A 22,511-nucleotide genomic window follows, 5' to 3' on the forward strand; every position below is an offset into this window, starting at 1 on the left:
GTGGGGTGTTTTCCTGGGCAGGGTTGACTCTGGGGTGCGCTGGATGCGGTGTGCTGCGCACGGTGGCGCAGGCTTGATCATGCCGCAAACGGCCCGCTTCACGCCTGCAGCCAACCGCCCGTAAAGCCTGCCGCCAACAGCCCGCGACGCAGAAAGACGCATTTTTTCATCAAGCTCCAGATCATCTCGCTGCGCTGGTTCTCGATCATCAGCACGGTCGGGCCTTCGTTGATGCCGAAATGGTAGGGCGAAACCCAGCCAATGCCGTTGTCCACCTCGTCATGAAACACCGGATTGAACGAAGCCTTGAAGCCGTAGGGGTTGGGCGTATGCACTTTCAACTGACTCATGTGCATCAGCGTGGGCGCCACGACGTTGGGCGAAAACGGCAGCGAAGCGGCCACCGCCCACGGCGCCAGCGTGCCGTCATCAGGGCCAAAGGGCGCGCCGCGTGCGACGTAGTCGAAAAACTGACGGTCGACGCCGTTGACGGTTTTGGTCGTGTTGCCCGGGCCGTCACTGGCCGTCACGCCCCAGCAAAACTCGCCGACATGCAAAAATCCGTGTGGATTGTGCATGGCGTATCGCTGCTGGACATGGGTGGCGCGGCAGCTGTTTTCAAAGTAGTCGCTGCCTTGCTGACGCATGAAGGCGTCCTGGATACCGCGAAAGTCGCACCAGATATGTGACATCTGGTGAATGAACAGCGGCCCGGCATGCAGCAGCTCAATGTCGTAGAAGGTCTTCCACTCGTAGGAGCGGCACCAGGCGCTGTAGCAGGACGGCGCGACAGGGTGCGTGGGCGAACCCAGCGCCAGCAGGTAAAGAATCAAGGCTTCGTCATAGCCTTCCCAGTGGTAAGGCAAAAAACCACTTTCAGGCTTCCAGCCGTGGCACAGCGTGTCGCTGCCGCTCAGCATCCAGGCCCAGTCAACGCGCTCATACAGCATGTTGGCCAGCGCCCTGATTTCAATCTCGTGCCGGGACTGCCCGTCAAAGTAAGCAGCGCTGGTCAGAACGCCGGCCATCAGCAGCGCCGTGTCGATGCTGGAGAGTTCACAGTTCCAGGCGCGCTGGCCGGTCTGCATGTCCAGAAAATGAAAATAAAACCCTTTGTAGCCGGTGGAATTGGCCGCGCCGCTTTGATCGCTGTGTGCAAAAAAGCGCAGCGTCGCCAGCGTGCGCTCGACGGCCCGGTGCCGGCTGATAAAGCCGCGCGCCACGCCCACCGGGTACACGCTCAGGGCCATGCCGGTGGCCGCGATACTTGACGGCCACGGTGCAGTGGTCTTGTCGCGCGTCAGCCCGTTGGCCGGATTGACTTCGTTGACAAAATAGTTGAACGATCTTTGCTGCAGCCGGCGCAGCATGTCGGCGTGCAGTGGTGCGGCCTGGAACTTGCCGTTCACGTCACGGGGCTCCAATCGAGTTGCAGGTGGTTGACCGATTGCGGGGCAATGCACAGCGCTATTTCCACCATGCCGTCAACCAGCCGGTGCGTCAGCGGCTCGGGCTGCGGCATGGAGGCCTGCATCAACGCGTCGACCTGCGCCGGCTTGAGGGAGTCGGGCGAGCCCATGGCTTGCCAGGCTTGCGCGGGATTGGCGTGCGCCTCGTCAACGCGCCGCAGCGTGACGGTTTGCAGCGTGTGGCCCGCACGCGGTGTGAGGCGCAGCAAAAGCGATTCGTTGCCAATCGGATGGCGCGGCATGGCCTGGTTCATGAGCACGATGTGCGTGGCGCATCCGCTGGCCGCGTCGCCGGATGCCTCGCCCGGACTGGCCCAGGCGTACAAATTGCCCTGTGCGCCGCTGACCTCGAAGTGTTCGCTGCCCAGCGTGCGCAGCATCTGCAAGGCGCGGTAAATCGGCTTGGGAATGCCGTAGAGGTTCATCATGCCGAAGCCGCCGTGGTAGGGCACGCTGGGAAAATAGTTTTCTTCAAAGATGTCGGAAAACGTCCAGTAGCTGTAGCCATCGACCACGTCGTCGACGTTCATGGCGATGCGCACCGCCAGCGCGGCGGCAAACGAGCTGTCGTGAAAAGAGTCGCGCGGGTTGGAGCTGATGCTCCACTCGGTGTAGTAAAGCGGCAGCGCGCCGACGCTGGCACGCGCTTCCTGGGCGCGCGTGCGCATCACCAGCGGCGGCGAATGTTCCAGCTGCGTGATGGTGTCGGTGTCAATCGCCCCAAAAGGATCGGTCGGGTAGTAATGCGTGCTGACAAAGTCCAGCGGCGTGGCCGAGCTGCGGCAGTAGGCAGTGAAGTCATCGAGCCAGGCGTTGCCCGCCGTGGCCGGGCCGCCGACTTGCAGGCGCGCATCGACCGATTTGATGGCCACGGCAGTGGTGCGGTAGAAGTCGAAGTACGACGCCTGGTCGCCCGTCCAGAAAGCCTTGAGGTTGGGCTCGTTCCAGCATTCGAGCGGCCACTGCGCCACCTCGTCGATGCCGTAGCGCTCGACCCAGTGCGCCACCAGCCGGCGCACTAGCTCTGCCCACTGCGCGGGATCCTTGGGCGGCGTAATATTGCCCTGGTAGCGAAACACGATATCGCCCCCCGAGGACAACATGCGCGGCATAAACGACAGTTCAACCACCGGCTTCATGCCGATGGACAGCAAAAAATCAAAAATTTGGTCGGTGTTGAAAAACGAATACAGCGGCTGGTCGTTCTGGCAAATCAGCGTGCCCATGTCGTCGTCAAGCAAGCCATGAAAGCGTACATGCCTGAACCCCAGGTCTTTGTGCGCCTGCGCCAGTTGCGCCTGCCAGTCTGCGCGCAGCGCCAAGGTGGCGTGGCCGCTGCCAACGCACCATTGCCAGGGTTGGCGAAGCGGCAAGGTGGCGGAGTTGAGGTTGGCGCTGAGAACAGTCACAGGATTTGGCATGAAATCTCGCTGAAATTGGCTTGGTGGCGGGGGCTGAATCGAGACGGTTTTAGTCTACTCTTTTCAGCCGCAAAGCGGCTGCCGTTCAATCATGGGAGTTTCGTATGAGCACACAAGAGCCATCTTCTTCAGCTTCTTTCGGTCAGCCGCTGGCGGGCCAGACAGCGCTGGTCACGGGGGCCAATTCGGGTATCGGGCGCGCCGTGGCGCTGGGCCTGGCGCGGGCCGGTGCCGACGTGGTGGTCAACTATGTCACCGACCCCGAGGCTGCCCAGGCCGTGGTAAGCGAGATTGAGGCCGGCGGCCGGCGCGCTCTGGCACTGCATGCCGACGTGAGCGATGAAGCCGATGTCGAGGCCATGTTTGCGCGCGCCGTGGCCGAGTTTGGCACTTTGCACATCGTCGTGTGCAACGCCGGCCTGCAGCGCGATGCGCCCCTGTCGTCGATGACGCTGGCGCAGTGGAATACCGTCATCGGCGTGAACCTGACCGGCCAGTTTTTATGCGCCCGCGCGGCGGCGCGTGAGTTCAGGCGGCGCGGGCTTGATGCCAGCGTGTCCAGGGCGCTGGGCAAAATCATCTGCATGAGTTCGGTGCATCAGCAAATTCCGTGGGCCGGCCATGCCAACTACGCGGCCTCCAAGGGCGGCGTGGCGATGCTGATGCAAACGCTGGCGCAAGAGCTGGCCGGCGACCGCATCCGCGTCAACAGCATTGCGCCCGGCGCGATTCGCACGCCCATCAACACCGACGCCTGGAGTAAGCCAGAGGCCTATGCCGCCTTGATGACGCTGGTGCCCTATGGCCGTATTGGCGAGCCCGAAGACATTGCGCAGGCCGCCGTCTGGCTGGCCTCGGATGCGGCGGACTACGTGACTGGAACCACGCTGTTTGTCGATGGCGGCATGACGCTTTACCCCGGCTTTGAACACAAGGGCTGATGGCCGATGGCCAGCGTGGCCTTACGCAGGGGGCTGCATTTCCTCTGGCGTCAACAGAAACTCCCGCAGCGCGACCGCGTCATTGTGCGTTTCGTCATGCGCGCCATAGACCAGCGTCACCGTGCCTTGCCGCGCCAGCGCGCGCAGTATGTCAAGCTGCTCCGCGTGCAGAAGCAACTCGGCCGCATAACGACGGCGAAACTCCAGCCACAGCGCCGGGTCATGCCCAAACCACTGGCGCAGCTCGGTGCTGGGCGACAGCGCCTTGTTCCACTGGCTGAGCGCCAGCGTTTCTTTCTTGACGCCGCGCGGCCACAGGCGGTCAATCAGGATGCGCGTGCCGTCACCTGGCGCAGGCGGCTCATAGGCGCGCTTGATGCGAATGTGGCTGGCCGGGATCTTCGGGCTCATGGCGCGGTCTTTTCAGCGCTGGCTTCAAGGGCGATGACGCGCTCGAAGTCAACTTCTGCCCGCAGCCCTTCCAGGTCGCGGTGAATGACCGCCACTGCCAGCTTTAGGCCGCCGCGCCGGTAAGTGATGGTGCAGTCCCGTGCCTCCAGCGAACCGTCAATGTCGGCCTGGTCCCAGCCTTCTGCGTGGCCCACATAGGCCAGCGCAAAGTCGTATTGCTCAGTCCAGAAAAACGGCACGGCCTCGTAACGCTCGCGCTTCCCCAGCAAATTGCGCGCAGCGGTCTGCCCCTGGCGCTCGGCCACCACCCAGTGTTCGACACGAATAGGCGTGCCGCTCAGGCGATCCGGCCAGCGCGCAATGTCGCCAGCTGCAAAAATGCCCGGTGCGCTGGTTTGCAAAAACGTATCGACCAGCACGCCGCGATCCATCGTCAGTCCGGCTTGCTCGGCCAGCGCCAGCGCGGGCTTTACGCCCACGCCAATGACGACCAGATCGGCCGGCAGCTTGTCGCCGTTTTCCAGCGTAACGCCCTGCGCGTCAATCTGCGCCGGGCTGGTGCCCAGGTGAAACTTCACGCCGTGTTGCTCGTGCAGCGCCTGAATGAAATGACCCACCTTCGGCCCCAGCACTTTTTCCATCACGCAGGTTTCGCGCCCGACCACCTGCACCTCAATGTTGCGCGCCCGCAGCGAAGCCGCCACCTCCAGCCCGATAAAACTCGCGCCAATCACCACGGCGCGGCGCGCGCCCAGCGCCCGGCTGACCAGCGCCTCGCTGTCAGCTTGCGTGCGCAGGTAATGCACATGCGGCAGGTCGGCGCCGGCAATATCGAGCTTGATGGGCTCGGCGCCAGTGGCCAGCAGCAGCGCGCCATAGGTCAGGTGGCTGCCGTCGTCCAGCTGCAACCGGCGCCGTGCGGGCTCGATGCCGACGACCCGCGTGTCCAGACGCATATCAATGTTGTGCGCCTGATAAAAATCGATGGAGCGCAGTGGCAGCCATTCGGCGGGTGCGGTGCCCGCCAAAAAGTTTTTCGACAGATTAGGCCGGTCGCAGGGCAGATTTGCATCGGCGCTCAGCAGCGTGACCGGGCCGGTGTAGCCCTCGCGCCGCAGCGTTTCAGCCGCCGCGTTGCCAGCCGCGCCGCCGCCAATGATGACGATGGACTCGGGCACGCCATCCGCCGCCGTCAACGCCGGTCGGGCGGGCGCATCGGCTTGCTTTTCAGTCACATACGCCTTGCCGCCGCGTTGCTCGACGCGCCAACACTCAATCGGACTCAGCGCCGGCGCGCGCACCGCCTCGCCCGTGCGCAGACAAAACGCGGCGTGATGCCAGGGGCAGCGCACGGTGTCGCCCACCAGCAGGCCCTCGGCCAGCGGCCCGCCGTAGTGCGTGCAGGTGGCGCCCACGGCATACAACTCATTGGCGCGGCGCACCAGAATCACCGGCTTGCCCTGTGCATGGCCGAGCAGCATGGCGTTGTCGGCGATGCTTTCGAGGGCCACGCCTTGCGCGAAGTCGTCGCCTTTCAGCGGGGTGTCGGGCTCACTCATGGCGGCCTCCTGCCGCGCGGCTTGCGCTGCGCCAAGGTTGCGCTGGCGCTGAACGGCGCAAGCTGGCAAAAATCATCCGGAATGTTTTCATGAACGGCCTCCCTGAAAAATGTTGGCAGGACTCCGGCGATTGCCGATCAGCAGATCGCCGTGTCCTGATCAAACCATACGCGCGCGGCGCGCTGCCTTACGCAGGTGGGGGTATTGACGGCGGTTTTTTGCACAAGAAGCGCAACTGAAAAGCATTGGCCGGGACGCCATGCAAAGCCAAGGCAACTTATCCGGGATTCAAACCGGGCTGGATTTTGCAGTTTAAAGCGTTAAAAGAGCCTCTGGTACAATGAATACGGGCGTAGTCAGCTATTTATTTAATAGCGTCTCGCCGAGTGGGAGCGGCGCAGAACCCAGCACCTCGATGGGCTCGTCGGCAAAAAATACCCGAACTTTGTAGCCCGTGGCGGGCTTGCTGCCTCTTTGTTCGAGAACCCATTTGGTGACGAACTCGGTGACGGTTTTTCGGGCTGCTTCGCGCTGAAGCTGGATGAACAGCGGCGTTGCCGCTTTTTGGGCCAGGCTTTGGGTGATCGACTTTTGCAGTTGATCGAGCTCACTGGTGCCGGTCAATAGTGACCAGGTTCCCGAGGTCAGCTTTTCCAGTTTCGCCGTGTCGATGGCCACCGGCAGCGTAGGCTTAACGCGTGGCGCAATGACGATGAAGGTGTTGTTCCGGACGGTAATCTTCCATTCAGGCGCCAGCTCAACGTGGTAATGAAAAGTGGCCGGAACGCGAATCTGGCTGGTGGTCTTGCCGACGTGTACGCCAAAAATAGTGTGCTCCTGGGTGGTCTGGAACAGCTCCGGTGAACGCACGGTGCTGACTTGAAGCAGCCCGCCGTTCGTGCGCATGACTTCTATCTGGTCAAGCGCGGAATGCGTGAACCCTGCTCCGCCTTGTGCTGCAGTCATGCGCTGCAGCACAAAATAAGCGTTCGCACCCAGACTGGCCAGGACCACTGTCACGAGCAGAAATCTTTGAAGTTTCATGCGGCGCTTTGTTGGGTAGAAAGCCTGGGGCGAAGCGGGTCTGGCGGTCAGCCGCGCTTTATTCGACCTCGGCAATCAGCTCAATTTCCACGCAAGCGCCCAGCGGAATTTGCGCCACGCCAAACGCGCAGCGGGCGTGTCGGCCGGCTTCGCCCAGCACTTCGGCCAGCAGTTCGCTGGCGCCGTTGGTGACCAAGTGCTGCTCGGTGTAGTCGGCGGTGGAGTTGACCAAACTCATCAGCTTGACGATGCGCTTGACCCGGTTCAAGTCGCCCCCGGCGGCGGCCTGCAGCGTGCCCAGCAGGTCGATGGCGACGGCGCGGGCGGCGGACTTGCCTTCTTCGGTGCTGGTGTTTTTGCCGAGCTGGCCAGTAATGACCTTGCCATCGCGCTTGGGCAGGTGACCGCTCAGGTAGACCAGATTGCCGGTTTTAATGAAGGGCAGGTAGGCGCCGGCCGGTGCGGCCACGTCGGGTAGCGTGATGTTCAGCGCCTTGAGCTTGTCATAAATCGGGTGGCTGGCAGGAGTTGTGGCGGTGGTCATGGCGGTTTCCTTGGATAAATCGTTTTCAAGCATGAAATGCAGCGCTAGCGCATACGCTACGGGCGCAATGCGCTATTAAAAAAATAGCAAATACGGCCCAAAAGGCTTTTCATGGTAACGCACGGCGCTGTCTGAGGAGGTGCGTTTGCAGAGCGGTTTTGGCTTGTGCTGAAGGGCTGCGCCAAGGCAGGCGTTACAAGCTTTAAGCTCGGCCGTTAAATCGCCTTGTCGTGTCGCCATCAAGCGCACTGCACGCCGGCCACCTTCCCACTTCAATCCCATCTCAATCTCCAACGCAAAGGCCAGTCGTGGATAAATCCGTCACTTTTGGCATGCGCTTCTACCGCCGGGCGCATCCTGACGTTCGTTGTGTCCAACTGGATTCCCGCCTTCGCGGGAATGACGAATTACATAGAGCGCGAGTAGTTACCAAGAGAGTCCCTAAAAAGCATTGCGCGCATGCAGCACATGCGTGAGCAGCTATTAAATGAAGAGCAAGGTTCGTTTTTTGCAGCCGCTTGTCTTGTGGATGCACGCAAAACTTTTTCAAATATTTCTCGGGCTGAATGTCCTGGGGAAATACACCAGTTTGTTGCGGTCTTTGAGCCGGTAGCCCATGGCCGGGCGGGGCGCGCCGACATCGACAGCGCCGTCTTCCTGCAAAAAATCCGCCGCTAGGGCGCGGGTGCGAAAGCCGCTTTTGTCGATGGCGCGGCCCAGCACCACCTCGTACATTTTTTGCAGCTGCGGCAGGGTGAACGGCTCAGGCAGCAAGAACGCCGGCAGCGAGGTGTATTCCACCTTGGCGCGCAGCCGCTCCAGCGCCGTCCGGAAAATCTCGCCGTGGTCAAAAGCCAGCGGCGGGCCGACCAGCACGCTGTCCACCGGCTGCCAGCGGGCGGGCGCTGCCGGCGTTGCTGCGGTTTCAGTGCCCGGTGCCAGCCGCAGCGCCTCCAGGGGCAGCAGCGCAAAGTAGGCATGGGTGGCTGACCAACCGCGCGGGTCACGGTCTTTGCCGCCCCAGCTGCCGAGTTGCTCCAGGTACGGGCTGTCAACCCCGGTTTTGTCCCGCAGCTTGCGCCGGGCGCAGGCCTCCAGCGAAGCATCCTGCGCCACATCGACAAAGCCGCCAGGCAGCGCCCAGGCCGAAGGAAAAGGCTCTTGTGGCCCGTCGGGGCGCTGGACCAGCAGCACCTGCAACTGGTCGGCCTGCACCATGAATATCACCACATCAACGGTGGTCAGCGGTTTTTCAAAATCAAGATCAATGGCTTTTTCAGGCATGTTGGGGGCTTTCTGCGGGAGGGTATTGAATTGAGTTGTATTATCCAACCCACTAAGGTTGTTTAATACAACCTTAAATCGGTGTTGATATACCCCTCCATCGCTGAGAATCAGCCCTCCGGTTCTGACCCATTTTTAAAGGCACGTACCATGAAAAAAAACATCCACCTGCTTCTGATTGACCCGCAGAACGATTTTTGTGACTTGCCTGCCGACTGGTGCGCGACGGACCCGCTGACAGGCCAGCCCGCCGCGCCCGCGCTGCCCGTGGCCGGCGCACATGCGGACCTGTTGCGGCTGGCCGGGCTGATCGCGCAAGGCGCGGGCGGCATCACGGCCATGACGGTCACACTGGACTCGCACCACCGGTTTCATATTGCGCATCCGACGTTCTGGCAGCAGGGCGCGGGCGGGGCGGTGGCGCCGTTCACGGCCATCACTGCCGCAGCCGTGCGCCGGGGCGACTTTTTGCCACGCGATGCCGCCCTGCTGCCCAAAGCGCTGGCCTACCTGGACGCGCTGGCGCGGGGCGGGCGTTACACCCTGATGGTCTGGCCGGTGCACTGCGAAATCGGCAGCTGGGGCCACAACATCCACCCGGCGGTCAAGGCGGCCTGCAACGCTTGGGAAGACAGCCGGCTGGCCGTGGTGCAGAAAATCAGCAAGGGCAGCAACCCGTTTACCGAACACTACAGCGCTCTGCAGGCCGAGGTGCCCGATGCCAGCGACCCGGCGACCCAGCTCAACACGGCGCTGCTGGCGTCGCTGGTGTCGGCTGATCTGCTGGTGATTGCCGGCGAAGCCAGCAGCCATTGCGTGCGCGCCACCACCGAGCACATCGTGGAAAACCTGCCGGCTGGCCAGGCGGGCAAGATGGTGCTGCTGACCGACTGCATGAGCCCGGTCGGGGGCTTCGAGGCGCAGCACACGGCCTTTCTGCAAGACATGGCGGGCCGTGGCGTGGCGCTGCGCACCAGTGCGGAGATGCTGGCGACCTTGCTGGACAACAGCTGAGCAGCCCGCCTGCAGTCCTGTCAACTTTCAAACAACCAGAATTCCCTTATGCAAGCCCTTCAAACCGTGACAACGACCGAATCCACCACGCCCATCACCCCGATCATCCAGAGCCTGCTCGACACTGACCTCTACAAATTCACCATGTGGCAGACCATGCTGCACCGCCACCCGCAGGCCGAGGCCGAGTACAGCTTTGTCTGCCGCAACCTGCCTGGCTACCCGCTGACTGAATTGCTGCCCGACATCAACCAGCAGCTAGACCACCTCTGCAGCCTGCGTTTTCAGCCCGACGAGCTGGCCTACCTGCGCGGCCTGCGGTTCATCAAGGGCGACTTCGTGGACTTTTTGCGCATCTTCAGCTTTCAGCGCGACTTCATCCGGGCCAGTGCCAACGGCAGCACGCTGGTGATTCAGGCTATCGGGCCGCAGGTTCACACGATGGGGTTTGAAATTTTTGTGCTGGCCATCGTCAACGAGCTGTATTTCCGGCGCTTTTCCCAGGAGGCGGCGCTTGCAGAAGGCCGACAACGCCTCAAGGGGAAAATCGCCGTGCTGCGCGCCTTTACGCAGGAGCCGCAGTTGCGCAACCCGTTCGAGTTTTTTGATTTTGGCGTGCGGCGACGCTTCTCGCGTGACTGGCAAACCGAGGTGGTTACGACGCTCAAGCGCGAGGTGCCCGAGTACTTCAAGGGCACGTCGAATGTGCTGCTGGCCAAGACCCTGGGCCTGGTGCCGATTGGCACCATGGCGCATGAATACCTGCAGACCTACCAGGCGCTGGGCATGACGCTGCGCGACTTTCAGCGCGCCGCACTTGAAGACTGGGTGCAGGAATACCGGGGCGACCTGGGCGTGGCGCTGACCGATGTGGTGGGCATGGACGCCTTCCTGGCCGACTTTGATCTTTACTTCGCCAAGCTGTTCGACGGCCTGCGGCACGACTCGGGCGACCCTTTTGTCTGGGGCGAAAAAGCGCTGGCCCACTACGCCAAATTGCGAGTTGATCCGCAGAACAAGCGGCTGGTGTTCTCGGACGGGCTGAACATTGAAAAAGCACTGGCGCTGTACCGCGCCTTTGCGGGCCGCACGCAGACCGGCTTTGGCATTGGCACCCACCTCACCAACGATGTGGGGTTGACGCCGCTCAACATCGTCATGAAGCTGACCCGGTGCAACGGCCGGCCGGTCGCCAAGCTGGCCGACAGCCCCGGCAAGACGCTGTGTACCGATGAAACCTTTCTGGCTTATTTGCGCCAGGTGTTTAAATTTCCGATGACGCCGGGCATGGCTGCAGTCGCCACGGTTTGAAGGAGTTTTCATGCTGAAAATCACTGCTGCCCAACTGAACTTCACGATTGGCGACATGGCGGGCAACGTCGTCAAAATGATCGCTGCTGCCGATAAAGCCTGGGCCGACCAGTCCGACCTCGTGGTCTTTTCCGAGCTGTCGCTGACCGCTTACTACCCCGCCGACCTGCTGGAGGAAGACGGTTTTATGGACCGGGTCGAGGCCGGCTTGCAGCAGCTCCTGCTGGCCTCGCGCCAGATTCCCGCGCTGTACTGGGTGGTCGGGCTGCCAGTGCGCTTGCGCACGCCGGGCAAAAAACTTGGCAATGCGTTGTATGTGCTCAAAGACGGCCAGGTGGTGCTGGAGTACGCCAAGCAATTGCTGCCGACCTACAACATTTTTGACGAGCGCCGCCACTTTGAGCCCGGTGCCGATGTTGCCCGCGTGCTGCGCATCCGTGACATGCAGGTCGGCATGCTGATCTGCGAGGACGGCTGGAACGACGGCGGGCTGGACTACGCCATCAACCCGTTCGAGCGCCTGCGGGACGCCGCGCCCGACCTGGTGGTCTCGATCAACGCCAGCCCGTCGCACATCGGCAAGCGCGAGCTGCGCCACCAGATCTTCAGCGACGCCAGCCGCCGCCACCAGCTGCCCATTTTGTACGTCAACCAGATTGGTGGGCATGACCAGCTGGTTTATGACGGCGCGTCGTTTGCGGTCGAGCCGCAGGCCGGCGTGGTGTTCGAGGCCGGGCGTTTTACAGAAGACGTCACCACGTTGCAGTTTGAATCAGGCCGCTTCCTCACGCTGGCGGGCGATGCACCGGCGGCCGTGCCCGCGCTGGGGTTGACCACCATGGCGTTTTACCGCCAGCAAATTGTGCTGGGCTTGCGGGACTACGCGCGGCGCTGCGGTTTCAGCCGCGCCGTGATTGGTTCATCCGGCGGGATTGATTCGGCGCTGACACTGGCGCTGGCGGCGGAAGCACTGGGCGCGGCAAACGTCACCGCCATCACCATGCCGTCCCGCTTCTCGTCTGCCGGCTCGGTCGATGACTCAGCCATCTTGTGCCGCAATTTGGGGATTGAACTGCGCTGCCACCCGATTGTGGAACTGGTGGCAACTTTTACCGCCGGCTTTGAGGCCGCCTTTGGCCAGCCGCTGCAGGGCGTTTCGCTGGAAAATCTGCAGGCGCGGGCGCGGGGCACTATTTTGATGGAGTATTCCAACAGCTTCGGCCACCTGCTCCTGACGACCGGCAACAAGTCCGAGATCTCGGTCGGCTACTGCACGCTGTACGGCGACACCAACGGCGGGCTGGGGCTGATTGGCGACCTGTACAAGACCGAAGTGTTTGCCCTGTCGCGCCATTTGAACGAAGCGGCGGGCCGCGAAGTCATTCCCGTCGCCATCATCGACAAGCCGCCTTCCGCCGAGCTGGCGCCGGGCCAGAAAGACGAGGACAGCCTGCCGCCGTACCCGGTGTTAGATGAGCTGCTCAAGCTACTGATCGAGGGCCGGCGATTGGCCAGCGACGAGTATGAAAACGCGTCCGCCTTCGTGGCCACGCTGTCTGGCCAGCCCGAAGGCCGCGCCCTGATTGCCCGCATCAAGGGCATGATTGCGCGCAACGAGTACAAGCGCCGGCAGGCGCCGCCTATCATCCGGCTGCGCGCCCGCGCTTTCGGCTCTGGCCGGCAAATGCCCATCGCCGCAAAATTTAATTGAATCCCCCTCATGACAATCCACCCCCTTCAACACGACGTGTCGGTCTATATCGGCCGCTTCCAGATCTTCCACAACGGCCAGCTGGCGCTGCTGCAGCGGGCGCTGGCCGCCGCGCCGCTGTGCATCGTCGTGCTCGGCTCGGCGCACCAGGCGCGCACGCCCAAAAATCCGTTCACCTGGCAGGAGCGGGCTGAAATGATCCGGCTGGCCTTGTCAGAAGCTGACCGGGCCAGGGTGCGTTTTTTGCCGGTGCGCGACTATTACGACCAGGACCGCTGGGTGGCGGCGGTCAGGCAGGGCGTGGCCGAACTGGTGGGCGACAGCGCGGGCAAGTCGCTGGTGCTGGTCGGCCATTTCAAGGATGCCAGCAGCAGCTACTTGCAGCACTTTTCGGGCTGGACGCTGGACTCTGCCGAAGCGCAGGGCAGGATTGACGCCAGTGCCTTGCGGGCCGCCTATTTTGGCAATGCCCACGGCTCGCTCGATGCCGCGCTGGCCGCGCTGGTCAGCCAGGCACCCGCCAGCACGCTGGAATTTTTGCGCGCCTGGGCGGCGTTGCCGCATTACCGGGAAATCGCCGCCGAATGGGCCAGCCTGAAAGAGGAAAAGGCCAAGTGGGCCGGCGCACCGTACCCGCCGGTGTTTGTCACGGTCGATGCGGTGGTGCAGTGCGCTGGTCGGGTGCTGCTGATTGAGCGGGGCCGTGCGCCGGGCAAGGGCCTGTTTGCCGTGCCGGGCGGCTTTATCGAGCAGCGCGAAACCGTGTACCAGTCGGCCCTGCGCGAGCTGGAAGAAGAAACCGGCATCCGACTGCTGGAGGGCGACATGCACAACGCCCTGAAGGCAGTGCACGTGTTTGACCACCCCGACCGCAGCCAGCGTGGCCGCGTCATCACGCATGCCCATCTGTTCGACCTGGGAACGCGGCGTCTGCCGGAAGTAGAGGCCGCAGACGACGCTGCCAGCGCCCAGTGGGTGCCCATCAAAGACCTGGCCGGCCTGGAAGACCGTTTTCATGACGATCATTTCCACATGCTGGATTTTTTCTTCTCCCTGACCCGCCGCGTCTGAATCACGCTGCCGGCTTGGCCGCTGGCAGCGTGAGCAAGCACGCAGTGCATCTGGCAAGCCAAAAAAAACCCGGAACTGCCGGGTTTTTTTACGTCCTGCGGCACCGGGCAGCTTGACGAATTCCTTATAAGTTGTATTATGCAACCCATAAAGGTTGTTCAATACAACTTAAAACGGGTCAACAGCCCAAAGGAGCCACCAGCATGCTAGGCATTCGATTCGTGAAGTCTCAACCCACGGTGTACCTGATCCAGTTCAAGAACGGCCAGGTCGTGCGTGAGGGCGCGGGCCAGTCGTTTTATTACTACGCACCCACGTCCACGGTGGTGGCGGTGCCGGTCGCCAGCGCGAACCACCCGTTCATGCTGACACTGGTAACGGCTGACTTTCAGAATGTCACGGTGCAGGGCCAGGTCACCTACCAGATCAGCCAGCCGCAGCTGACGGCGCGGCTGATGGACTTTTCGCTCAAGCCCAACGGGCAGGGTTATGCGTCGGACGACCCGCTCAAGCTCGGCGACCGGGTGGTGATGCAGGTGCAGGTCATCATCCAGCAGCGCGTGCAGGCGCTGCCGCTCAAGCAGGCGCTGCTGTCGTCAGCCGACATAGCCCGGCATGCCGAGGCCAGCCTGGGCGTGCAGGCCGAGATGGCCGCGCTCGGGGTGCAGGTGCTGGGTGTGTCTATCCTGGCCATCAAGCCCACGCCCGACATTGCCCGTGCGCTGGAGGCCGAATCCCGCGAGGCCAACCTGAAGGCCGCCGACGATGCGATTTACCTGCGCCGCATGGCGGCGGTGCACAACGAGCGCGCCATCCGCGAGAACGAGCTGGACACCGAAGTGGCGGTGGAAGACAAGCGCAGCCAGATCGAGGATGCCCGGATGGCGGCCAAGGCGTCAGTCATGCGCAAGGAAAACGCGCTGCGCACCGAGCAGATGGACGCCGACGTGTCGCTGGAGGAAAAGCGCAAGCGCTACGTCAGCGGCCAGGCGGCCAACTCGCGCACGCTGGCCGAGGCGGAGGCGGCCCGGCTGGAGGCCATCATGAAGACCTTCCAGTCGGTCGATCCGCGCACCATCCAGGCGCTGGCGTCGGCGGGCATGGACCCGGCGCAGCTGATCGCCCAGGCCTTCGGCGGCATTGCCGACAAGGCCGAGAAAATTGGCCAGCTCAACATGTCGCCCGAGCTGCTGAACTCACTGCTGGCCGGCGCTGGCGAGCGCGCGCAACGGGCGTGGCCCGCAGCGCCCGAACTTCCTGCTGCAGCGCCGCGCAGCCGTAAGTAAAAGAGGTGCAACCATGTCTGCATCCGACAATCGCAAAATCGTGCTGGTCACCCGCCAGACCCGGCTGCAGGCGCTGGTGGCCCGCTATCAGACGCTGGGCCAGGCCAAGTTTTACCTGGAGCACCTGGGCGCTGACTTCAGTGACTACCTGCGCGAGGACGAAGCCTATGCGGCCAGCCTGCGCATCGTGGCCGAGACGCTGCAGGCCTGGGGCCGCTACCAAATCATCGACCGCGACTACCTGGCCAACTACATCTTTGCCGGCGATGACATCGTGGTGGCGCTGGGACAGGACGGCCTGGTGGCCAACACCCTGAAATACCTGAACGGCCAGCCGCTATTGGGCGTGAATCCGGAGCCCCGGCGCTGGGACGGCGTGCTGCTGCCGTTCGAGCCGGCGCAGCTCAAATCGGTGCTGCAAGGCGTGGCCAGGGGCAACCGCGCCACGTCGCGGGTCACCATGGCCGAGGCCCGGTTGTCCGACGGGCAGGTGCTGCGGGCGGTGAACGAGCTGTTCATCGGCCCGAAGACGCACGCGTCGGCGCTCTACGACATCGAATTCCAGGGCATGCGCGAGGCGCAGTCGTCATCCGGCCTGATTGTCTCGACCGGCATGGGCTCGACCGCCTGGCTCAAAAGCATCGTCACCGGCGCGGTCGGTATGGCGCAGGCGGTGGGGCAGCCGCAAGGAAAAGAAGAGCAGGGCGACTACCGGCCCCTGCCGTGGGACGCCGACCATCTGGTGTTTGCGGTGCGCGAACCCTTCGGCAGCCGGGCGTCGCAGACAACGCTGCGGTATGGCGAGATTGGCGCGTCAGACACGCTGACCCTGCGCTCGCGCATGCCGGAGAACGGCGTCATCTTTTCGGACGGCATGGAGGCAGACTTTTTGCAGTTCACCGCCGGCATTGAGGCCCGCGTCGGCCTGTGCGCCACGCAAGGAATGCTGGTGAACTAAGGCAAGGGCAGGTAAGCAGCGGCAGGCGCTGACACGTCGGGCAGGGTGATGTTCAGGGCTTTGAGCTTGTCGTAGACGGAATGCGTGCCAGTGGCCATGGTGATGTCCTTGTGGGATAAAAAATTAAGCCAAATACGCGGATTGCGCAACAGGGGCGTGCGCAATGTGCTATCAAAAAAATAGCTATTGCGGCCGAAAAGACTTTTCATGGTGACGCACGGTGTTGTCTGGGCCGGTGCGTCTGCAGAGCGGTTTTGGCTTGTGCTGAAGGTCTGCGCCAAGGCAGGCGTTACAAGCTGTAAGCTTGGCTGTTCAATTGCCTTGTCGCGTCGCCATCAGCGCACTGCAAGCTGGCTACTTTCCAACTTCAACCCCATCTCAATCTCCAACGCGAAGGCCAGTCGTGAATAGATCCGTCACTTCCCGGCCCTGGGCCCGGCCTGCGAGTCCGGGCATGGCGTTTGCGGGCTTCATTGCGGGCGTGGCCGTGCAATTGCAGCAGCCTGCGTTATGGCCTGCCGGTGTTTATGCCGCGCTGGCGGCTCTGGCGGTGGGGATGGCGTTGGGGTGGTACGCGTTCAGAACATTGAAAAAACCTTCCCGTCCGGCGGCATGGGCCGGGCAGCTGGCAGTTTTTGTGATGGCGGCCTTGCTGGGTTTTGGCCTGACGGGCTGGCGCGCCGGGGTTTTTCAGGCTACCGGTTTGAACCCGGCGCTGGAGGGCCGCGACATTGCCGTGACTGGCACGGTGCTGGCCATGCCGCAGATCGGCGATGACGCGGTGCGGTTTCGCCTGGGCATTGACTCGGCAAGCCTCGATGGACAGGCAGTAACGCTGCCGCCGCAAATCATGCTGGGCTGGTATTCGGGCTTCATGGGGCGCGAGAGCAAAGCCACGTCGGTGGAGAGCAGCGATGCGTCCGAGTTGGCGCTGGACTTGCAGCGCAAACCGCAGCGGCTGCGCGCCGGCGAGCGCTGGCAAATGACGGTGCGTCTCAAAGCGCCGCACGGCAACAGCAACCCGCACGGTTTTGACTACGAACTCTGGCTATGGGAACAAAGCATTCAGGCGACGGGTTATGTGCGCGCCGGCCCGCATGATGCGCCGCCGCGCAAGTTGTCCAGCCAATGGCGCTATCCGGTCGAGCGCGCCCGCCAGTCGGTGCGCGAATCGATTTATGAACGCGTCGGCAACCGGCAACTCGCCGGCGTGCTGGCCGCGCTGGTGGTGGGCGACCAGAACGCGATTGAACGGGCCGACTGGGACGTGTTCCGGGCCACGGGCGTGGCGCATTTGATGAGTATTTCTGGCTTGCACATCACCATGTTTGCGTGGGTGGCGTCGTTGCTGGTGGCCGGCTTGTGGCGGCGCTCGGCCCGGCTGACGCCCAGGTTCTGCCTGGCGCTGCCGGCCAGCAGTGCCGGGGCGTTGGGCGGGTTGTTGCTGGCGACTTTGTATGCACTGTTTTCGGGCTGGGGCGTGCCGGCCCAGCGCACCATCTGGATGCTGGCCGCCGTCGTGCTGCTGCGGCAAAGTGGCCGGCAGTGGCCGTGGCTGCAGGTTTGGCTGATGGCGATGGCCGTCGTGGTGGTGCTCGACCCGTGGGCCTTGATGCAGGCCGGATTCTGGCTTTCTTTTGTCGCGGTCGGCGTGTTGTTTGCTACGGATTCAGGAGCTGCCAGCGCCCGCCAGAAAAGCACAAGCGGCCTGTTTGATGCTCAAAACGAACCCGCGCCGAGGTTTTTGCCGGGCTGGCTGGTCAAACCGCTGTCAGGCCTGCTGCGATCCGCGCGCGAGCAATGGGTGGTGACGCTGGCGCTGACGCCTTTGTCGCTGCTGCTGTTCAACCAGGTGTCGCTGGTCGGGCTGCTGGCCAATGCGGTCGCGATTCCGTGGGTCACGCTGCTGGTCACGCCGCTGGCCATGCTGGGCGTGGTGTATGCGCCGTTCTGGGACGCGGCGGCTTGGGCGGTCGGGTTGCTGGCGCTGTTTTTGAATGCGTTGGCGGGCTGGTCGCTGGCGTCTGTCAGTGTGGCGGCTGCACCGCTGTGGTGCGCTGTGGCGGGGGTGCTGGGCGGCGGCTTGATTGCCCTGCGGCTGCCTTTGCACTGGCGCGTGCTGGGCATTCCGCTGCTGCTGCCGGTGTTGCTGTGGCAGCCTGCGCGGGTAGCACCGGGGCAGTTTGAATTGCTGGCCGCCGACATCGGGCAGGGCAACGCGGTGCTGGTGCGCACCGCCCGCCACACTTTGCTTTATGACGCGGGGCCGCGCTTTTCGCGTGAAAGCGATGCCGGCAACCGCGTGCTGGTGCCGCTGCTGCGGGCGCTGGGCGAGCGCATTGACATGTTGGTGCTCAGCCACCGCGACAGCGACCACGTAGGCGGCGCGCCTGCGGTGCTGGCGATGCAGCCGCAGGCCAGTTTGCTGAGTTCGATTGAAGACGCGCATGAACTGCAAGCCCTGCGCAAATCCACCCGCTGTATCGCAGGCCAGCGCTGGGCCTGGGACGGGGTGGATTTCGAGGTGCTGCACCCGGCCGCAGCCGACTACGAAACAGCCGCCAAATCCAACGCCATGAGCTGTGTGCTGCGCGTGTCCAACGGCGCGCGCACGGCATTGCTGGTGGGCGATATTGAAGCGCCGCAGGAGCGCCGGCTGGTGGCCGCCAACCCGTCTGCATTGAAGGCCGATATCTTGCTGGTGCCGCACCACGGCAGCAAAACGTCATCAAGTGCAGAATTTCTGGACGCCGTGCAGCCGCCGCTGGCGCTGGTGCAGGCCGGTTACCGCAACCGTTTTAACCATCCGGTGGCGTCGGTGGTGGCGCGTTATGACGAGCGCGGCATCCGGCTGGTGCGTTCGACGCGGTGCGGGGCGGCTGGCTGGCAGAGTCAGAACCCGGCGCAAATCAGCTGCCAGCGTGCCACTGGCCAGCGTTACTGGCATCACCGGGAGTCGCTTGAATGAGCATATTTTTGCGCTTGAGTGGCGCATAACTTGCTAAGCTATCTTTGCGGTATCAACTGATTACAACCTAGACGGAGACCCAGGTTTATGCGCCGACCCCTGTTTGACGAGATGAATGCCAGCGGCTCAAGTGTTCGCACCCACTACGCCGATTACCAGCGCTGGCTGGCCCAGCAGTCGCCCGAGGTGATGCAGGCGCGCCGCGAGGAGGCTGAAATGATTTTCCGGCGTGTCGGCATCACCTTTGCCATCTATGGCGACAAGGACGAAGACGGCGCAGGCACTGAGCGCCTGATTCCGTTCGATTTGATTCCGCGCATCATTCCGGCGCAGGAATGGGCGCGCATGCAAAGAGGTTTGGTGCAGCGCGTCACAGCCCTGAACCGCTTTCTGCACGATGTTTACCACGACCAGGAAATCATCAAGGCCGGCGTGATTCCGTCCGAGCAGATTTTTCAGAACGAGCAATTCCGCCCTGAAATGATCGGCGTCACGGTGCCGGGCAATATTTACTCGCACATCAGCGGCATCGACATTGTCCGGGTAGCCAACACACAGGGCGAGGGCGAGTATTACGTCCTGGAAGACAACCTGAGCGTGCCCAGCGGCGTGAGCTACATGCTCGAAAACCGCAAGATGATGATGCGTCTGTTTCCCGAGTTGTTCCGCCAGAACCGGATTGCGCCGGTGCAGCATTACCCCGACCTGTTGTTAGAGACGCTGTACGACATGGCACCCCACGCCACCGCAGAGCCGACCGTGGTGGTGCTGACGCCCGGCATGCACAACTCGGCTTATTTTGAACATGCGTTTTTGGCCCAGCAAATGGGCGTTGAACTGGTCGAGGGCACTGACCTTTTCGTCAAGGACAACTTTGTCTACATGCGCACCACGCGCGGCCCCAAGCGCGTGGACGTGATTTACCGCCGGGTTGATGATGATTACCTTGACCCGCTAGCTTTCAAGCCCCATTCAACGCTGGGCTGCGCCGGCCTGCTCAATGTCTACCGCAGCGGCAACGTGGCCATCTGCAATGCCATCGGCACCGGCGTGGCGGACGACAAGTCGATTTACCCGTACGTGCCGAAAATGATCGAGTTCTACCTCGGTGAAAAACCCATTCTCAAGAACGTTCCCACCTATATGTGCCGCAACAGCGACGACCTGAAATACACCCTGAGCAACCTCAAAGACCTGGTGGTCAAGGAAGTGCATGGCGCGGGCGGCTACGGCATGTTGATCGGGCCGGCATCGACCCAGGCAGAAATTGAAGATTTCCGGCGCGCCATCATTGCCAACCCGTCCAACTACATTGCCCAGCCGACGCTGAGTTTGTCGACTTGCCCGACCTATGTAGACAGCGGCATCGCCCCGCGCCACATTGACCTGCGGCCTTTTGTGCTGAGCGGCAAAGAGGTGCAGATGGTGCCCGGCGGCCTGACACGGGTCGCGGTGAAAGAAGGTTCGCTGGTCGTCAATTCATCGCAGGGCGGCGGCACCAAGGACACCTGGATATTGCAATCGGAGCCGGCGCTTTTCACTTCGTTGCTGGCGCCAGTCCAGTCACAGTCGCAACTGATGCGCCAAGGAGTCTGACCATGTTGTCCCGTACTGCCGATCACCTGTTCTGGATGTCGCGCTACACCGAACGCGCTGAAAACACCGCCCGCCTGCTCGATGTGAATTACCAGACCTCGCTGCTGCCGCAAACCACCGCCGATGCACAAACCGGCTGGAGCAGCTTGCTCAGCATCAGCGAGCTCAAGCCCGCCTACACCGCGAAATACGGCGAAAACGTCACCGCCCAAGACGTGATGACGTTCATGGTGCGCGACGAGAAAAATCCGTCCAGCATCGTGTCATGCCTGCGCAATGCGCGTGAAAACGCACGCGCCGTGCGCGGCACGCTGACCACCGAAGTCTGGGAAACCCAGAATCAGACCTATCTTGAATTGATCCGCATGCTGCGCGGCGGTGCGTTTGAGCGCGATCCGGGCCAGTTCTTTGAATGGGTGAAATTCCAGTCCCATTTGTCGCGCGGCGTCACCGCCGGCACCATGCTGCAAGACGAAGCCTTTCACTTTTTGCGGCTGGGGACTTTTCTGGAGCGGGCCGACAACACCGCGCGGCTGGTCGATGTGAAGTTTCATGCCATCCAGAGCGATTTCCCCAGCCCGGATGACGAAGACCAGGAACACGATTTTTACCACTGGAGCGCGATTTTGCGCAGCGTGTCGGCCTTTGAGGTGTACCGCAAGGTGTACCGCGATGTCATCAAGCCCGAGCGGGTGGCCGAATTATTGATCTTGCGCCCCGACATGCCGCGCTCACTGCTGGCGTGCCTGAATGAAGTGATCGTCAACCTGTCCATGATCACCAGCGACCCGCTGAGCGAAACCCAGCGCCGGGCCGGAAAGCTGCGCGCCGATTTGCAGTACGCCCGCATTGACGAGATTTTGTCGGCCGGACTGCACGCCTTTTTGATGCAGTTCCTGGACCGCGTGAACGAACTCGGCGCCCACATCAGCCGCGAATTTCTGCTTCCGGTCACGCGCTGAAAACAATGCGCGTCCAAAAAATTGCAAAGGCCAGCTCTCGATGAAACTCCACATCAAGCACACCACCGACTACCGCTACACCGACCCCTTGCGCTACGCCTTGCAAACGCTGTGGCTCACGCCGCAGACCGGGCCGGCGCAAACCGTTAAATTCTGGAGCATCGGCGCGCCCGAAAAGCTGTTTGCGCAGCACGACGCCTTTGGCAACACGCTGCATTCGTACACCTTTGTCGGCCAGACCTCTGACAATGTGCGCTGGAGTCTGGTGAATGCCGCCGGCAAAGTCGAAACCTTCGGCGTTGCCGAGTTCACCGATGACGACAGTTTGCCGATGCCGGCGCTTTACCTGCGCGCCACTTCGCTGGCGCAGCCGCATCCCCACCTGGCAGATTTTGGCCGGCGCTTCATCACCACGCAGGCTAGCAGCGGAAAAGCCGATTTACAAGAGATTTTGGCCTTGAGCGCAGGCGTGGCGGGCGCTGTCAGCTATCAAAAATACAGTACCAATGTCACCACCACGGCGCTGCAGGCCTTTGAGTCAGGCGCGGGCGTGTGCCAGGATCAGGCGCATGTGATGGTGGCGGTCTGCCGCAGCCTGGGTATTCCGGCGCGCTATGTCAGTGGCTATTTTTATGCCGCCAACGAACCCGATCTGGCCAGCCATGCTTGGGTGGATGTGTGTCTGGACGTGGCGGCGCGGCGCTGGGTCAGCATTGATGTCACGCACCACTGCCTGATTGACGAGCGCCATGTGCGGTTGGCGATGGGCACGGATTACAACGCCTGCCCGCCCAGCAAGGGCGTGCGCCGGGGCGGCGGCAAAGAGTCCATGACCGTCACCATCACCATTGAGCCGGCTTGAACCTGGCTTGCTCGCTTTCAACTTGAGCGATGGCGCACGCTTGACCTGACAGCTTCGTCAGCCCAGCGCCCTGGACGCGCTGGAACGGCCCTTGGGGCA

General features: G+C 62.6%; 19 protein-coding genes and 1 pseudogene. 12 read left to right on the plus strand and 8 right to left on the minus strand.

All coding sequences use genetic code 11. The annotated features are described in order from the left end of the window. Positions 1–98 precede the first annotated feature (98 nt). Together RCH06_RS10715 and RCH06_RS10720 are read right to left on the minus strand one after the other, a co-directional pair. A complete protein-coding gene (locus RCH06_RS10715) occupies positions 99–1,409 on the minus strand; it encodes a glucoamylase family protein (RefSeq protein WP_327081452.1) in 1,311 nt (436 codons plus the stop codon). Further along, positions 1,406–2,890 (minus strand): GH39 family glycosyl hydrolase, encoded by a 1,485-nt coding sequence (locus RCH06_RS10720; RefSeq protein ID WP_327081453.1) that lies wholly within the window; start codon positions 2,888–2,890, stop codon positions 1,406–1,408. The genes RCH06_RS10715 and RCH06_RS10720 overlap by 4 nt, the downstream gene beginning before the upstream one ends. Before the next feature lie 104 nt (positions 2,891–2,994). Here RCH06_RS10720 and RCH06_RS10725 point away from each other — a divergent pair, with 104 nt between their 5' ends. Then, a complete protein-coding gene (locus RCH06_RS10725) occupies positions 2,995–3,831 on the plus strand; it encodes an SDR family oxidoreductase (protein WP_327081454.1) in 837 nt (278 codons plus the stop codon). Between the two features lie 21 nt (positions 3,832–3,852). Here RCH06_RS10725 and RCH06_RS10730 read toward each other — a convergent pair whose 3' ends face one another. Continuing rightward, positions 3,853–4,242 carry a DUF488 domain-containing protein gene (locus RCH06_RS10730; protein WP_327081455.1) on the minus strand — a complete coding sequence of 130 codons (390 nt, stop codon included), beginning with the start codon at positions 4,240–4,242 and terminating at the stop codon, positions 3,853–3,855. Further along, positions 4,239–5,801 (minus strand): FAD-dependent oxidoreductase, encoded by a 1,563-nt coding sequence (locus RCH06_RS10735; RefSeq protein WP_327081456.1) that lies wholly within the window; start codon positions 5,799–5,801, stop codon positions 4,239–4,241. Before RCH06_RS10735 ends, RCH06_RS10730 begins: the two co-directional genes overlap by 4 nt. 89 nt (positions 5,802–5,890) lie before the next feature. On the opposite strand from RCH06_RS10735, the gene RCH06_RS10740 reads away from it, so the two are divergent. Then, positions 5,891–6,040 (plus strand): hypothetical protein, encoded by a 150-nt coding sequence (locus tag RCH06_RS10740; protein ID WP_327081457.1) that lies wholly within the window; start codon positions 5,891–5,893, stop codon positions 6,038–6,040. Positions 6,041–6,161: 121 nt separating this feature from the next. Here RCH06_RS10740 and RCH06_RS10745 read toward each other — a convergent pair whose 3' ends face one another. From RCH06_RS10745 to RCH06_RS10755, 3 genes are all read right to left on the minus strand, one after another. After that, positions 6,162–6,845: a hypothetical protein gene (locus RCH06_RS10745; RefSeq protein WP_327081458.1), complete on the minus strand. Its 684-nt coding sequence runs from the start codon at positions 6,843–6,845 to the stop codon at positions 6,162–6,164. A 58-nt stretch (positions 6,846–6,903) separates the two neighbouring features. Beyond that, positions 6,904–7,389 (minus strand): RidA family protein, encoded by a 486-nt coding sequence (locus RCH06_RS10750; protein ID WP_327081459.1) that lies wholly within the window; start codon positions 7,387–7,389, stop codon positions 6,904–6,906. 546 nt (positions 7,390–7,935) lie between these two features. Then, positions 7,936–8,673: an NUDIX hydrolase gene (locus RCH06_RS10755; protein ID WP_327081460.1), complete on the minus strand. Its 738-nt coding sequence runs from the start codon at positions 8,671–8,673 to the stop codon at positions 7,936–7,938. A 150-nt stretch (positions 8,674–8,823) separates the two neighbouring features. Here RCH06_RS10755 and RCH06_RS10760 point away from each other — a divergent pair, with 150 nt between their 5' ends. The 6 genes from RCH06_RS10760 to RCH06_RS10785 all read left to right on the plus strand — a co-directional run bounded on the left by RCH06_RS10760 (position 8,824) and on the right by RCH06_RS10785 (position 16,024). Further along, entirely contained in the window at positions 8,824–9,687 is an 864-nt protein-coding gene (locus RCH06_RS10760; RefSeq protein WP_327081461.1) for a cysteine hydrolase, read from the plus strand. 93 nt (positions 9,688–9,780) lie between these two features. Then, positions 9,781–10,998, plus strand: a complete 1,218-nt coding sequence (gene pncB / locus RCH06_RS10765; RefSeq protein WP_327081475.1) for a nicotinate phosphoribosyltransferase — start codon at positions 9,781–9,783, stop codon at positions 10,996–10,998. A 10-nt stretch (positions 10,999–11,008) separates the two neighbouring features. Further along, the gene (locus RCH06_RS10770) at positions 11,009–12,709 is read left to right on the plus strand and encodes an NAD+ synthase (protein WP_327081462.1); all 1,701 of its coding nucleotides are present in this window, start codon (positions 11,009–11,011) and stop codon (positions 12,707–12,709) included. A gap of 9 nt (positions 12,710–12,718) precedes the next feature. Next, complete coding sequence (locus tag RCH06_RS10775; RefSeq protein ID WP_327081463.1) at positions 12,719–13,780, plus strand: bifunctional nicotinamide-nucleotide adenylyltransferase/Nudix hydroxylase; 1,062 nt, start codon at positions 12,719–12,721, stop codon at positions 13,778–13,780. A 203-nt stretch (positions 13,781–13,983) separates the two neighbouring features. Further along, positions 13,984–15,066, plus strand: coding sequence for an SPFH domain-containing protein (locus RCH06_RS10780; protein WP_327081464.1), 1,083 nt, complete (start codon positions 13,984–13,986; stop codon positions 15,064–15,066). A 13-nt stretch (positions 15,067–15,079) separates the two neighbouring features. After that, positions 15,080–16,024, plus strand: a complete 945-nt coding sequence (locus tag RCH06_RS10785) for a sugar kinase (protein WP_327081465.1) — start codon at positions 15,080–15,082, stop codon at positions 16,022–16,024. 5 nt (positions 16,025–16,029) lie between these two features. On the opposite strand, the pseudogene RCH06_RS10790 reads toward RCH06_RS10785, so the two are convergent. Next, positions 16,030–16,122 (minus strand): annotated as a pseudogene (locus RCH06_RS10790) (RidA family protein); the annotation flags it as partial. A gap of 356 nt (positions 16,123–16,478) precedes the next feature. Between RCH06_RS10790 and RCH06_RS10795 the strand changes: the two are divergent. The 4 genes from RCH06_RS10795 (at position 16,479) to RCH06_RS10810 (ending at position 22,412) form a co-directional block, all read left to right on the plus strand. Beyond that, on the plus strand, positions 16,479–18,992 hold the full coding sequence (locus tag RCH06_RS10795; RefSeq protein WP_327081476.1) for a DNA internalization-related competence protein ComEC/Rec2: 2,514 nt from the start codon (positions 16,479–16,481) through the stop codon (positions 18,990–18,992). Between the two features lie 87 nt (positions 18,993–19,079). Continuing rightward, positions 19,080–20,588, plus strand: a complete 1,509-nt coding sequence (locus RCH06_RS10800; RefSeq protein ID WP_327081466.1) for a circularly permuted type 2 ATP-grasp protein — start codon at positions 19,080–19,082, stop codon at positions 20,586–20,588. Between the two features lie 2 nt (positions 20,589–20,590). Beyond that, positions 20,591–21,550, plus strand: a complete 960-nt coding sequence (locus tag RCH06_RS10805) for an alpha-E domain-containing protein (RefSeq protein ID WP_327081467.1) — start codon at positions 20,591–20,593, stop codon at positions 21,548–21,550. Between the two features lie 40 nt (positions 21,551–21,590). Next, positions 21,591–22,412, plus strand: coding sequence for a transglutaminase family protein (locus tag RCH06_RS10810; protein WP_327081468.1), 822 nt, complete (start codon positions 21,591–21,593; stop codon positions 22,410–22,412). The last annotated feature ends 99 nt before the right edge of the window (positions 22,413–22,511 follow it).

The sequence above is a fragment of the Polaromonas sp. CG_9.5 genome, from assembly GCF_035984465.1.
Lineage (GTDB): Bacteria > Pseudomonadota > Gammaproteobacteria > Burkholderiales > Burkholderiaceae_C > Polaromonas.

Bases quoted from the DNA above. Each gene is read 5' to 3' on its own strand.
- RCH06_RS10740 (WP_327081457.1), top strand. From the start codon at position 5,891: ATGAACGGCCTCCCTGAAAAATGTTGGCAGGACTCCGGCGATTGCCGA.
- RCH06_RS10735 (WP_327081456.1), bottom strand. From the start codon at position 5,801: ATGAGTGAGCCCGACACCCCGCTGAAAGGCGACGACTTCGCGCAAGGC.
- RCH06_RS10755 (WP_327081460.1), bottom strand. From the start codon at position 8,673: ATGCCTGAAAAAGCCATTGATCTTGATTTTGAAAAACCGCTGACCACC.
- RCH06_RS10785 (WP_327081465.1), top strand. From the start codon at position 15,080: ATGTCTGCATCCGACAATCGCAAAATCGTGCTGGTCACCCGCCAGACC.
- RCH06_RS10810 (WP_327081468.1), top strand. From the start codon at position 21,591: ATGAAACTCCACATCAAGCACACCACCGACTACCGCTACACCGACCCC.
- RCH06_RS10745 (WP_327081458.1), bottom strand. From the start codon at position 6,845: ATGAAACTTCAAAGATTTCTGCTCGTGACAGTGGTCCTGGCCAGTCTG.
- RCH06_RS10760 (WP_327081461.1), top strand. From the start codon at position 8,824: ATGAAAAAAAACATCCACCTGCTTCTGATTGACCCGCAGAACGATTTT.
- RCH06_RS10805 (WP_327081467.1), top strand. From the start codon at position 20,591: ATGTTGTCCCGTACTGCCGATCACCTGTTCTGGATGTCGCGCTACACC.
- RCH06_RS10720 (WP_327081453.1), bottom strand. From the start codon at position 2,890: ATGCCAAATCCTGTGACTGTTCTCAGCGCCAACCTCAACTCCGCCACC.
- RCH06_RS10770 (WP_327081462.1), top strand. From the start codon at position 11,009: ATGCTGAAAATCACTGCTGCCCAACTGAACTTCACGATTGGCGACATG.
- RCH06_RS10730 (WP_327081455.1), bottom strand. From the start codon at position 4,242: ATGAGCCCGAAGATCCCGGCCAGCCACATTCGCATCAAGCGCGCCTAT.
- RCH06_RS10795 (WP_327081476.1), top strand. From the start codon at position 16,479: ATGGCGTTTGCGGGCTTCATTGCGGGCGTGGCCGTGCAATTGCAGCAG.
- RCH06_RS10750 (WP_327081459.1), bottom strand. From the start codon at position 7,389: ATGACCACCGCCACAACTCCTGCCAGCCACCCGATTTATGACAAGCTC.
- RCH06_RS10780 (WP_327081464.1), top strand. From the start codon at position 13,984: ATGCTAGGCATTCGATTCGTGAAGTCTCAACCCACGGTGTACCTGATC.
- RCH06_RS10725 (WP_327081454.1), top strand. From the start codon at position 2,995: ATGAGCACACAAGAGCCATCTTCTTCAGCTTCTTTCGGTCAGCCGCTG.
- RCH06_RS10800 (WP_327081466.1), top strand. From the start codon at position 19,080: ATGCGCCGACCCCTGTTTGACGAGATGAATGCCAGCGGCTCAAGTGTT.
- RCH06_RS10775 (WP_327081463.1), top strand. From the start codon at position 12,719: ATGACAATCCACCCCCTTCAACACGACGTGTCGGTCTATATCGGCCGC.